Source organism: Rossellomorea sp. DA94 (genome assembly GCF_029834455.1).
In the GTDB taxonomy this organism is placed as follows: Bacteria; Bacillota; Bacilli; order Bacillales; family Bacillaceae_B; genus Rossellomorea; species Rossellomorea vietnamensis.
Genome location: NZ_CP122397.1, coordinates 2,903,978 through 2,916,482 on the forward strand (window position 1 = coordinate 2,903,978; position 12,505 = coordinate 2,916,482).

The following is a 12,505-nucleotide window of genomic DNA, read 5'->3' on the forward strand; positions in this document are numbered from 1 at the left end:
ACGCCTATCATCAAAAAAACCCTGAGGGACTCAGGGTTTCGCGTTTTGTGGTGGCTTTTGATTAGAACCAGCGGCAGCGGCATCTGCGGCGGTTGTCCATTTCTCCGGCTACATCGTTATCCCTGCAACGGCGAACAGCTCTGCAGAAATCTTCTCCTCTGATATAAGCTTTGACAGGCACTCTGAAGTTGTTGTCGGAAGCTCCTGCAACATCATTGTTTCTGCAACGGTCATAGGATCCTCCTACATCGTTGTTATCACGGTAGTATCCCATAATCTCACCTCCCCCTATTTTGTTTTTGCACTACACTTTATCTTATGACGCAGGGGACAGGCTGTAAGGGCGAACCACCATTTTTGAATAAAAGAGGCGATTGTAATAGGGTTTGATGAGGCTTTGGTAGGACAAGCAGAAGAAAATGAGCAAACAAAAACCCCCTGACCCGAATAATCAGAGGGATAGTCATATGAAAATTTGGAAGATGCTTGTATTATTCCTTACTCTTTCAAGAAGCCATATGCTCCAGGCGCAGTTTGTCCGCTACCATGGCAATGAACTCCGAGTTGGTCGGCTTGGCCTTTGACATGCTGACGGTGTATCCGAACAAAGAAGAAATGGAATCAATATTCCCTCTGCTCCAAGCCACTTCGATGGCATGACGGATCGCCCGTTCCACACGTGATGCGGTCGTATTGTATTTCTTAGCAATATCCGGGTAAAGGACCTTTGTGATGGACCCGAGTAACTCGATATCGTTATACACCATAGAGATGGCTTCACGTAAATATAAGTATCCTTTAATATGTGCCGGCACGCCTATTTCGTGGATGATGCTGGTGATGCTTGCATCCAAGTTCCTTGGTTTTTGTTCTGTATTCATTCTGGATGAGGAAGGTTTTTTGATGATTGAGTTTGATTTACCGCTGACTTGTCTGATATGACTCACTAGGTTTTCCATATCGAATGGCTTTAAAATAAAATAAGAAGCTCCAAGGTCGACAGCTTTCTTCGTCACATCTTCCTGACCGAAGGCCGTAAGCATGATGACGTTTGGAATTCCCTTCTTTTCACGAAGTCGTTCAAGCACCGCCAGCCCGTCCAGGTGAGGCATGATGATATCCAGGACCAGGACATCCGGATCGACTTCCTCCAATAAATCTAAACAATCTTGACCATTATGGGCAATCCCTACTACTTCCATATCATTTTGCGAAGCAATGTAGTCCTCCAATAAAGACGTCAGCTCACGGTTATCATCCACAACACATACTTTAATCGATTTCACTACAGGTTTCCTCCTCAATCCTAATTAATTCATCTCTGTAATTTTATTCTAAATTACTTTTTCGACAATGCAACCTAAATTCCTTTTATTTTTGAAAAAAACTTGAAAATTATTATATTTTCTTCGATTTTCTAACGATTTCTTTATATTTCGACCCTATTCGATATTCACGATTCGTTTTGTCGAATATTCTTTATTTTATCAAGGATCAACTCTCTTTGGCAAACGGATGTAAAAAGCACTACAAAAAAAAGAACCCTTATGAGTACCTGGTTTCGGTACTTTCGTAAGGGTTTTCCACTTTCAGCTTGCCCGGTTATGATCTTTTTTATAAATATCGATTCCTGCTTCACTCAGCATCCATTCAATGTGGACCCCATATCCACTGGTTGGGTCATTGACAAACACATGGGTGACAGCCCCGATGACCTTCCCATTTTGAATAATGGGACTTCCGCTCATCCCCTGTACGATTCCACCTGTTTTCTTGAGCAACTCGGGATCCGTCACTTTCAAGACCATCCCTTTTGTTGCGGGATACTTTTGAGGGATGGTACTGACGATTTCAATATCGTACATTTCAACTTCTTTCCCATCCACAACGGTCAAAATTTGTGCTGGTCCTTCTTTCACTTGATGAGACAGTGCGATTGGCATCGGCTTATCCATCAAGTCGTTTTCAATGGACTGATTCAATTCACCAAAAATCCCAAATGGACTGTTACGCTTAATATTACCGATGACGTTCCGGTCAGACGAAAAGCGGGCCAGTTTCTCTCCTGGTTTTCCATCCGTCCCTTTTTGAATCGAAGTGACTTCAGAATTCACGATTTCCCCGTTTTCAACAACGATCGGTTTCTTCGTATCCATATCTGAAATCACATGGCCGAGTGCTCCGTATTTCTTCGACTTTGGATCATAAAATGTCATCGTCCCGATCCCTGCCGCCGAATCACGGATATACAGGCCTAATTTATAGTTTTTGTCCCCTTTTTCCTTCAAAGGAAGCAATTGTGTCTTCACGGTCTTTTGATCCCGCTTGATGACGACGTCTAGAGATTCCGCTTCTTCTCCTGCCTTCTGTACAAAAGGAGCAACATCGGCAAGTTCTTCAATCTTCGTTCCATTAATTTCAGTAATCATGTCCCCTACCTGAATCCCGGCTTTTTCGCCGGGTGACATCTTCCCACCATCGGTTTCCACCAGATGATGCCCAACTACTAACACCCCGACAGTATTTAATTTCACACCGATGGATTGTCCACCGGGAATCACTTTGAAATCTTTCAGTACTTCTACATCGACCTTTTTGATGGGCAGGCCGGCAAGCTCGAAGACCACTTCGTCCTTACCTACAGAGCTTCCCTGGATGGAAAGCTGGCCTTTCCCTTCTTCCAATTGAACATGCTCATTATGCGACGAACCCATGGTCGTGACGGATGCAGCCTTAGGGAGAGCAACTTGATCCCCTTCCATCATCCTTACAGAGTTCGGAGTATTGACAAATTGTTGAACCGGTTTGTAAAAACCAATAAGACAAAGCGAAACAAGGAGAATTCCACCTATACATTTCCTTAACCAATCTAAACTCAATATATTCACTCTCCTCGCTTCTAATCCACAAACACTTACTATTGGCTACAGTTTTAATTTTGCCTTTAAAAGCCACATTTATAACTGGTAATCATGAAAAAAAAGCTACCCGAATTGGATAGCTTTTCATGTCTCTTTAATGGAACCGGCCAGTTGCAGTAATTCCTTTGCATGCTCAAGCGTCAGATCGGTTATTTCCACTCCTGAAATCATACGTGAAATTTCCCTGATCTTATCTTTTTCCTGAAGACGCTTCACCATGGTGCTCGTCCTGCCTCCTGACATTTTTTTCGAAATGAACAAGTGACAATCGGCCATGGCTGCCACCTGAGGCAAGTGAGAGATGCACATCACTTGTGAATGGACGGCAACCTGGTAAATCTTTTCAGCAATGGCCTGGGCGACCCTGCCGCTCACACCTGTATCAACCTCATCAAAAATGATCGATGTAATCCCTTGATGCTTTGAAAAAATGGTTTTAAGGGCAAGCATGATCCGTGACAGTTCCCCACCTGAAGCCACCTTCGATAACGGCTTCAACGGCTCTCCTGGATTGGTGGAAATATAAAACTCAACCGTATCCCAACCATCCTTCTTAAAATCATGAAACGAAAAGGATTCGTTTTCCCCGCTTTTCACAAACCTGACTTCGAATTTCGTCTTATCCATATACAGCTGCTTTAACTGTTCGTGGATACTGGCGGTCAATTTCTTCGCCCACATTTTTCTAGTATCGGATAGGTTTTTCGCCTCCAGGGATAGATCTTTTTCAAGTGAATGTAATTTACTTTGTAATTGTTCAACATGGGAATCCTTATTCATGATCGTTTCGATTTCTTCTTCGATCTTAGAACTATAGGCAAGAATCTCTTCTACCGATGATCCATATTTTCTCTTAAGACCATTGATTTCATTCAATCTTGCCTCAATCAGGTCCAGTCGATTCGGCTCGAATTCAAGCATATCCAATCCACCCCTGACTTGATGGGCGGCATCTTCAAGGATATAATACGCATTCGATACGGATTCAAGCGTCTTTGCATACTGAGAATCGACTTCTGCAGCGGTTTCAAGATGGCTCATGGCGAGTCCTGCCCAGTCCATCCCCTTTCTTTCCCCTTGTATGCTGTCATACGAGGTTTGAAGCGCTTCGAATAGCTTTTCAAAGTTCATCAGTTTCCGCTTCTCTTCCTGCAACTCTTCATCTTCATTAAGCTGAAGATTCGCATCTTGGATCTCTTTCAGCTGAAATTGAATCAGGTCCAAGCGATGAGCCATCTCCTGTTCATTATCATTCAATCTGTTCAGCTGCTTATAGATGGATAGATATTCTTTGTATACTTGTCCATAACTGGATAAACCGGATGCAATATCCTTCCCTCCGAATTGGTCCAATAAGGAAAGATGAAGGCTTTCATTCATGAGTTCCTGATGTTCGTGCTGCCCGTGGATGTCAATAAGGGATGCCCCGACTTCCCTCATGATGGCGATCGTCACCAGCTTCCCATTAATTCTGCAAACACTTTTCCCCGTGCTCGAGATATCCCTTCTGAGGACGATCATACCTTCCTCGATCTCGATCCCGAAGTCTGCCGCTTTCTGAAAGCAGGGATGTGTTTCATTATCAAGAATAAATAACCCTTCAATTTCCGCCTTCTTCTCCCCATGCCGTACATACTCAGAGGAGCCTCTGCCGCCAACCAGTAAATGAATGGCATCGATGATGATCGACTTACCCGCACCCGTTTCACCTGATAATACAGTCAATCCTTCTTCAAACGAAAGGGAAAGGGAATCGATAATGGCGAAATTTTTGATTGATAGTTCTTGTAGCAAAACATTCACCTCAAATAAAAAGGAACTTTCCCCTCAAAATTTTGAAAAAGAAAAGCTTCCTATTGGATTTTGTATAAAGGGCTGACCATAAGCCCCGTGATATTGATCGTTTACAGCATATCTAAAAATCGTTCTGAAACGACTTTCGTTTCTTCTTCCGTCCGGCAAATGATCAAACAGGTATCATCCCCGCAAATGGTCCCGAGAATCTCTTCCCAGTCCAGATTATCGATTAATGCCCCGATGGCATTAGCATTTCCGGGTAACGTTTTCATCACCAGCATATGCCCTGCCTGATCCACTTTCACGAACGCATCCGTCAGTGTACGCTTTAACTTCTGAAGTGGATTAAAGCGCTGATCTGCCGGCAAGCTGTATTTGTATCTGCCATCCATCAGCGGAACCTTCACAAGATGGAGCTCCTTGATGTCCCTGGATACGGTTGCCTGCGTCACATTAAACCCTGCATTCTTCAGGCCTTCCACCAGCTCATCCTGCGTCTCCACATCTCTATTCGTAATGATTTCCCTGATTTTAATATGTCTTTGCCCTTTGTTCATCATAGAACATACACCTCTTACATTTGATTAAAGCCTGTATAAATATACCTCTACGCTTATGTTAGCCTATTTCGTTGGGAAGTACAATAAAAAAGAAAAGCGGAGGCGGCTCGTTTAGAGGCGACAAGCATAAGACGAACATCCCACAAAGGCGTTCTTTGCCTTTTTGGGATGTTTGGCTTATGACTCGAGCCTCTAGCCGCCGAAGCTGGACAATAGAAAAGCGGAGGCGGCTTGGTCAGGCCCGACAAGCATATGGCGAGTAACCCGGAAAGGCGCTCTTTGCCTTTTTGGGTTACTTGACTTATGACCTCGAGGGACTAGCCGCCGGAGCTGGACAAAAGAAAAGCGGAGGCGGCTCGTTTAGAGGCGACAAGCATAAGGGAGCAACCGATTAATGGATATTTTCGACTTTTGGAGATATATTATCAACTTTTGAAGATATATTACCGACTTTACATAATATATTATCGACTTTGTCCATTATATTATCGACTTTCCTTCCAGCGCATTTTTCAATCAACGTTAAAGGCATTTCCCATAAAAAAAGCCACTCTCCTAAGAAGAGTGACCCTGTCATTACTGCTGTGTTTTTGCCTTAAATTGACTATGCGCTTCATCGATCACGTCATCCGGTGTGGTGGTAAGGAGGGACTCCCCTTCACCCTCCTGCCCCGGCCATCTAAGATGAATGAGGAATTCTATATTCCCATCTCCGCCTGTAATGGGGGAATAAGAAAGACCTGCTATATGATAGCCTTCTTTGCTAGCTAATGTCATGATTTTTTCGATGACCATTTTGTGTACGGCAGGATCCCTTACGATTCCTTTTTTCCCGACCTGATCCTTACCCGCTTCGAATTGCGGCTTGATTAAAGCGACACAATCCCCTCCAGGTACCAATAGGGTTTTCAGGACAGGCAATATCAATGAAAGGGAAATGAAGGAGACATCGATGGAAGCAAAGCTTGGCATCTCCCCTTGAAGATCCGCCGGGGTCACGTATCGGAAGTTCGTCCGTTCCATCACCACGACCCGTTCATCCTGTCTTAGCTTCCAGGCTAATTGGTTGTATCCTACATCAAGAGCATAGGACATTTTTGCGCCATTCTGGAGGGCGCAATCCGTGAAGCCGCCAGTGGAAGCACCGATATCGATCATCACTTTACCGTCCACATCCACATCGAAGACCTGTAGAGCCTTCTCAAGCTTCAAACCGCCACGGCTCACATAAGGAATCACTTTCCCTTTCATTGTAAGGGGGATATCTTCACTTACTTTTTCCCCGGGCTTATCCAATCTCATTTCATTGGAATAAACAAGACCCGCCATGACAGCCCGCTTCGCTTTTTCTCTTGTATCAATCAATCCACGTTCTACCAGAAGTACATCTACTCGTTGTTTTTTTACTTTCATCATTAAGCCCTTTTTTGTTTTTTTGGTGTGATCGTTAAAATGCGATCCACTATGTTTTCTTTTGTCATACCGATTTCATTCAATAATTCCTTCACACTGCCATGCTCGATGAAGTAATCAGGAATACCGATCCTGTCGATCACGGCGTCATGGAAGCCCTGTTCCTGTGCGAATTCAAGAACACCACTTCCGAAACCGCCTTGAAGAACCGCTTCTTCGATCGTCAGCACAGGCATCTCTTCTTCCAGGATCCTTTTCAGCATGATCTCATCCATCGGTTTGATGAAACGTGCGTTTACAACCCGGACCGAAAGTCCTTGTTTTTCCAGGTCTGCTGCCGCTTCCATGGCCATCGGGATCGTCGTTCCGAAAGTCAGGATCGCTGCATCGGTTCCCTGTTTCAATATTTCCCACGTTCCAATCGGGATCGTTGTAAGTTCCCCGTCCATCGGTACTCCATACCCGTTTCCACGTGGATAACGCAGAGCGATTGGACCGTCATTATATTGAAGTGCCGTATTGACAAGGTGCTGACCTTCATTCTCATCTTTCGGCATCATGATCACCATATTCGGTAAATGTCTTAAAAAGGCGATATCGAATACCCCTTGATGGGTTTCCCCGTCCGCTCCGACCAATCCGGCACGGTCGATCCCGATAAAGACGTTTAAGTTTTGGCGGCAAATATCGTGAACCACCTGATCGTACGCCCGTTGCAGGAAGGTAGAATATATGGCTAAGAACGGCTTCATATCCTGCGTGGCAAGACCTGCAGCTACCGTTGTGGCATGCTGCTCGGCAATCCCCACGTCGAACATCCGATCAGGGAATTCCTCCGCAAATCCGAGAAGTTTGGAGCCGACCGGCATTGCCGGGGTAATGGCCACAATCCGTTCATCCTCACGGGCAATCCTTCGGACCGTTTCACTCACAAGGCCACTCCAAGAAGGAGGTGCATTCACGGGCTTGATCAGATCCCCGGTATCGATCTTGTAAGGTCCGGTACCGTGCCACGTTCCTTCTTTGTCCGACTCTGCAGGATGAAACCCTTTTCCTTTTTTCGTGATCACGTGTAAAAGGACGGGTCCTTTCGTTTTCTTCGCATATTGAATATTTTCAGCAAGATCATTATAATCATGTCCATCGATCGGTCCAAGATATGTAAAACCAAGCTCCTCAAAGAACATTCCGGAAACGAATAAATACTTCAAGCTGTCCTTCACCCGTTCTGCTGTACTGGCTAATTTGCCGCCGACAGCAGGGATACGCTTAAGGATATATTCCATTTCATCCTTCACCCAGTTGTATTTGCCAGCTGTACGCAAACGGCCAAGTACACTGTGAAGGGCCCCTACATTCGGAGCGATGGACATTTCATTGTCATTTAGTACAACGATCATGTCCTTCTTTTCATGACCGATGTGATTAAGTGCTTCAAGTGCCATTCCACCAGTCAAGGCACCATCACCGATCACAGGGATAATATATGAATCTTCTTTCTTGACGTCCCTCGCGATCGCCATACCCATGGCTGCCGATAATGAAGTGGAACTATGACCGGTTTCCCATACATCATGCTCACTTTCATTCCGTTTCGGGAAACCGCATAACCCCTTATATTGACGGAGGGTGTCAAACTGACAGGCCCTGCCGGTTAATATCTTATGGACATACGATTGATGACCAACATCCCAAAGGATTTTATCTTTTGGACTAGAGAAATGCTTATGAAGGGCAACGGTTAATTCGACCACCCCTAAGTTTGGACCAATATGACCGCCGGTTTTGGAAAGATTCTTGATCAGGAATTGGCGAATCTCTTGGCTGAGCTCTTCTAATTGTTCATTCGACATGCTCTTTAGAAAAGAAGGCTCCTTTATTGATAATAGATCCATGGGGTCCACTCACTTTCATCACTAAATATTTTGTTTCTCACGCTTATAACCTTTTTTCTTGTTTTTATCTTTTTTGTCTTTTTTATCTTTGATCAGGACGATATGAAATCGGTCTTCAAGAAATTGTAGAACTTTACCAACTCTAAATATTATATCCTTAGAATAGGTGATAGCAAACGTTTTTCCAAGCGCTTTGCCTCCGACTGTCAAGGAAGCGATGATACTTGTCAGGGTTACGCTTACGATATACTCCTTCAAGGACCCTCCCTTGAGGTGAAAGGAAACCGCCAGTTGTACCAATACAATGGCTGATGCGGTCCCGCTTATGATCCCTGAAATATCACCGATCACATCGTTACAGAAGCTTGCGAATCGATCTGCGTTCCGTACAATCTTGATTGAATATTTCGCTCCGTATACCTTTTTGGCCGCCATGGCGTGAAAAGGGGTTTCATCAGCTGCCGTTGAAGCGATTCCCAGCATATCAAAAAAGATCCCGATGAAGACGATGATCAACACGACTACGAGCCCTGTAAACCATGCGACCCCATTTAAAACCATATTGGAAGTAACTGAAAAAATAGCCGCTAACACAAATGTGATAACGGCAATGCTGACACTCCATTTTATTGAGTTTTTCATTGTTTCATTCATTATCGTTTAAACACACCGTTTCTACTGTGTAAATAGTTTGGTTATATGTAATTGGGGGGTCATATAAAGAGTAAAAATTGCAGCTTAGGTCCAGTAGGTTTTCCCAATCAGGTACCGGATGTTGCCATACCGGCGGTTTCCCATTAAACCCGACTTAGCCGCGTCACCACAAGCTAGACTGGATTACCACTTAGTCCGCACTATAATCCTCTTTATATGTCCGAATATGAACAGTCTAGGAGTTTTCCTCAACAGTCCTTAACACAATCCTTAGCCTCTTTTGCAAAGAGGATTTCATATGGGCGAAAAAGCACATATCAATGGCCAACTGATGTGTACCCTGTAACCATAATCCCCTCTCTCTTCACTCAAGGCAGGCTACGCTGCTAGTGAATCATCACATCGCAGGTTCATACTTTGTTCTTATTGCATATGCTTTAAAGCCAGCATAAGAAACAAAGCCTCCGCGGCTCGCGGGTCAACGCCCACATGCCATTGTGGATCGCCCTCAAGCCTTACTCCCAGATATGACCCAAAGCTGGGCGCCTCAAGCCAATTCCAGGAACTTCATCGATGTGCCCTTTAGTGGATTTTTAGGCCCACCTTCAGGATTGGTGGACTGACTAGAATACTGCACCACCCCAAAATTTATTCTAACCGTATTATAACATATGTTAAATCACTAGCTCAAATATAGAATGTTTTAATGATTCCGGGAAACGATCAAACGGGCAATTTCTGCCAGCAGACCGGAGTCCACCGGCATAGATGTAAGGGCCGTCAGCGCCTCGTCCAGATGAAATTGAAGCTTCTCCTTCGCACCTTTCATCGATAAAAGGCTCGGATACGTACTCTTATGTTTCGATTCGTCGCTCCCCACCGGTTTACCAATCATTTCTTCAGAACCTTCAATGTCGAGGATATCATCCTGAATTTGGAACGCCAGACCGATGTGGTATGAAAACCGTTCAAGCAGCTCAAGTTCATTCTCTGACGCACCTGAAATGATCCCGCCGGCCAATACGCTGAATATGAGTAACTTCCCTGTCTTATGAACGTGAATGTTTTCAAGCTCCTGTACAGTTAACCGCTTATTCTCCCCTTCGATATCGGCAACCTGTCCGCCGACCATACCTTCTGGACCGGCACACCGTGCGAGAAGGGCGATGAGTTTCACCTTTTGGTCATTGGGTAAGGCTGAATCTTCTGCAATGAGCTGAAAGCTATATGTCAAGAGACCATCGCCTGCAAGAATCGCCGCTGCCTCCCCGAACATTTTATGATTGGTCGGCTTGCCTCTCCTTAAATCGTCATCATCCATAGAAGGAAGGTCATCATGGATCAAAGAATATGTATGAATCATTTCAAGGGCGGACGCAGTATTGAGGCCCAGCCTCGTGTCTTGATTGAACGTCCGGATCACTGCCAGCAGGAGGATGGGACGTATCCTTTTTCCACCTGCCTGCAAGGAATAAATCATGGCCTCCTTTAATACAGGAGGGATCTTTAGGCCTTCTACGGTCTCAACCATATGTTTGGTGATCAGTTCGCCATGTTCCTGTTGAAACTCTTTCAATGTAATGGGAGGATACATGTATTATTCCCCCTCATCGAGATCAAAGGATTTTTCCCCTTCATCCGTCATCATTTTCGTTAATTGATTTTCTGCTTTTTGCAACGTATCATGACAATATTTTGAAAGGTCCATCCCTTTTTGATAGAATTCCAACGCCTTCTCGAGGGGAACTTCCCCTTCTTCTAATTTCTCCACGATTTCTTCCAACTGATCCATAGCTGTTTCAAATGATAATTCTTCTTTAGATTTTGCCATTTTGCTCACGCTCCTCAACGGATTCAACTTCACAATGTATTTTTCCATCTTTGACATTAATCTCGATGCGGTCGCCTTCTTTTACCTGCCGAGATGACTTAATCAGATCTCCTCCGTCACGGTAAACGAGGCTGTATCCCCTGTCCATGATCTTCAATGGACTGAGGGCATGTAAGGTGGACAGCGCTGAAGTGAAACGATGATTCTTTTCTTTCAACACTTGTTTGAATTGCTTCTCAAGCATGGTCTGCATAGATAATACCCGTTCATGCTGCACCTTGATGATCTGGGATGGATGAACACGCTCTAGCCTTGAATGAAGAACAGATAATCGATCCCGGTCTTGTTTTACATGCATACTTATATTTCTTTGCAGTTGATCGGTCAGCCGGTCGACGGCCTCGATCTTCTGCTGATAAAGATTTCTGGGGTTTCTCAGAGCATACGATTTGGTTAATCCATTTAATCGGTTTCTTTCGCTTTGCAGCTTTGTTTTAAACGATTTAATCAGCCTTAATTTCCGGTTCATGATCCTTTCCAATAGATCATCAATATGAGGAACAGCTAATTCCCCGGCAGCCGTCGGCGTAGGTGCCCTGAGATCTGCCACAAAATCGGCGATCGTGAAATCCGTCTCATGCCCCACGGCAGAAATGACGGGAACCTTTGACTCAACAATCGCTTTCGCCACTACTTCCTCGTTGAAAGCCCACAACTCTTCAATCGAACCGCCACCCCGGCCGATGATCAACACATCGATATCCCCGTGCTCATTCACCTTCCTCATGGCGCCTGAAATCGAGCCTGCCGCTTGATCGCCCTGGACCAGAGCAGGATAGACGAGTATTTCTCCAATCGGATACCTCCGCTTGATCGTCGTGATGATATCACGGATCGCAGCACCCGTCGGGGAGGTGACAACGGCGATCCGCTTCGGAAACTTAGGGATCATCCGTTTGCGCTCAGGCTCAAAGAATCCAGCCTTCTCGAGCTTCTCCTTCAGCTGTTCATACGCTAAATAAAGCTCACCGATTCCATCGGGCTGCATTTCTTTCACATAGATCTGATATTGCCCGCCTGACTCATACACGGAAATATCTCCGCGGATCAATACATTCATCCCATTTTCCGGCCTGAATTTCATTGACTGATTGTGACTTGAAAACATCACAGACAATATCCTGGCCTTTTCATCTTTCAGAGTAAAGTACATATGTCCGCTTGAGTGCCTTTTGAAGTTGGAAATTTCGCCCCGTACAAACAGGTTGGACAGATGCGGGTCCCTGTCGAATTTACGTTTTATGTATTTTGTCAGAGCTTGTACCGTTAAATAACGCGATTGATCAAGTTCCATGCTCACTGACTCCTTTGTCCCTTGCACCGAAATACATGCAGGAATACGGAAAGGGACCAGCGATTAGCCGTCCCTTTCCT

Annotated in this window: 11 protein-coding genes; all 11 read right to left on the minus strand. The window is 44.8% G+C overall.

Annotated elements, in window-relative coordinates; translation table 11 throughout:
- Positions 1-61: 61 nt before the first annotated feature.
- Positions 62-274 (minus strand): hypothetical protein, encoded by a 213-nt coding sequence (locus P8596_RS15155; protein ID WP_279724248.1) that lies wholly within the window; start codon positions 272-274, stop codon positions 62-64.
- A 232-nt stretch (positions 275-506) separates the two neighbouring features.
- Positions 507-1,286 (minus strand): sporulation transcription factor Spo0A, encoded by a 780-nt coding sequence (gene spo0A / locus P8596_RS15160; protein ID WP_034758050.1) that lies wholly within the window; start codon positions 1,284-1,286, stop codon positions 507-509.
- Positions 1,287-1,589: 303 nt separating this feature from the next.
- Entirely contained in the window at positions 1,590-2,879 is a 1,290-nt protein-coding gene (spoIVB, locus tag P8596_RS15165) for a SpoIVB peptidase (RefSeq protein WP_034758047.1), read from the minus strand.
- Positions 2,880-3,005: 126 nt separating this feature from the next.
- Positions 3,006-4,715, minus strand: coding sequence for a DNA repair protein RecN (gene recN / locus P8596_RS15170; RefSeq protein ID WP_159362219.1), 1,710 nt, complete (start codon positions 4,713-4,715; stop codon positions 3,006-3,008).
- 110 nt (positions 4,716-4,825) lie between these two features.
- Entirely contained in the window at positions 4,826-5,275 is a 450-nt protein-coding gene (ahrC, locus tag P8596_RS15175; RefSeq protein WP_034760580.1) for a transcriptional regulator AhrC/ArgR, read from the minus strand.
- Between the two features lie 579 nt (positions 5,276-5,854).
- Positions 5,855-6,691 (minus strand): TlyA family RNA methyltransferase, encoded by an 837-nt coding sequence (locus P8596_RS15180; protein WP_229592244.1) that lies wholly within the window; start codon positions 6,689-6,691, stop codon positions 5,855-5,857.
- 2 nt (positions 6,692-6,693) lie between these two features.
- Positions 6,694-8,586 (minus strand): 1-deoxy-D-xylulose-5-phosphate synthase, encoded by a 1,893-nt coding sequence (gene dxs, locus P8596_RS15185; protein WP_224519544.1) that lies wholly within the window; start codon positions 8,584-8,586, stop codon positions 6,694-6,696.
- A gap of 21 nt (positions 8,587-8,607) precedes the next feature.
- Entirely contained in the window at positions 8,608-9,240 is a 633-nt protein-coding gene (locus tag P8596_RS15190; protein ID WP_279724249.1) for a hypothetical protein, read from the minus strand.
- Between the two features lie 703 nt (positions 9,241-9,943).
- Positions 9,944-10,834, minus strand: coding sequence for a polyprenyl synthetase family protein (locus P8596_RS15195; RefSeq protein WP_279724250.1), 891 nt, complete (start codon positions 10,832-10,834; stop codon positions 9,944-9,946).
- Between the two features lie 3 nt (positions 10,835-10,837).
- Positions 10,838-11,071, minus strand: coding sequence for an exodeoxyribonuclease VII small subunit (gene xseB, locus P8596_RS15200; RefSeq protein ID WP_061809680.1), 234 nt, complete (start codon positions 11,069-11,071; stop codon positions 10,838-10,840).
- Positions 11,058-12,425, minus strand: a complete 1,368-nt coding sequence (gene xseA, locus P8596_RS15205; protein WP_279724251.1) for an exodeoxyribonuclease VII large subunit — start codon at positions 12,423-12,425, stop codon at positions 11,058-11,060. Before xseA ends, xseB begins: the two co-directional genes overlap by 14 nt.
- Positions 12,426-12,505 lie beyond the last annotated feature (80 nt).

Excerpts from the sequence above, each read along its gene's own strand:
- P8596_RS15155 (WP_279724248.1), bottom strand. The coding sequence starts at position 274 with ATGGGATACTACCGTGATAACAACGATGTAGGAGGATCCTATGACCGT.
- ahrC (WP_034760580.1), bottom strand. The coding sequence starts at position 5,275 with ATGAACAAAGGGCAAAGACATATTAAAATCAGGGAAATCATTACGAAT.
- P8596_RS15180 (WP_229592244.1), bottom strand. The coding sequence starts at position 6,691 with ATGAAAGTAAAAAAACAACGAGTAGATGTACTTCTGGTAGAACGTGGA.
- dxs (WP_224519544.1), bottom strand. The coding sequence starts at position 8,586 with ATGGATCTATTATCAATAAAGGAGCCTTCTTTTCTAAAGAGCATGTCG.
- P8596_RS15190 (WP_279724249.1), bottom strand. The coding sequence starts at position 9,240 with ATGAATGAAACAATGAAAAACTCAATAAAATGGAGTGTCAGCATTGCC.
- P8596_RS15195 (WP_279724250.1), bottom strand. The coding sequence starts at position 10,834 with ATGTATCCTCCCATTACATTGAAAGAGTTTCAACAGGAACATGGCGAA.
- xseB (WP_061809680.1), bottom strand. The coding sequence starts at position 11,071 with ATGGCAAAATCTAAAGAAGAATTATCATTTGAAACAGCTATGGATCAG.
- xseA (WP_279724251.1), bottom strand. The coding sequence starts at position 12,425 with ATGGAACTTGATCAATCGCGTTATTTAACGGTACAAGCTCTGACAAAA.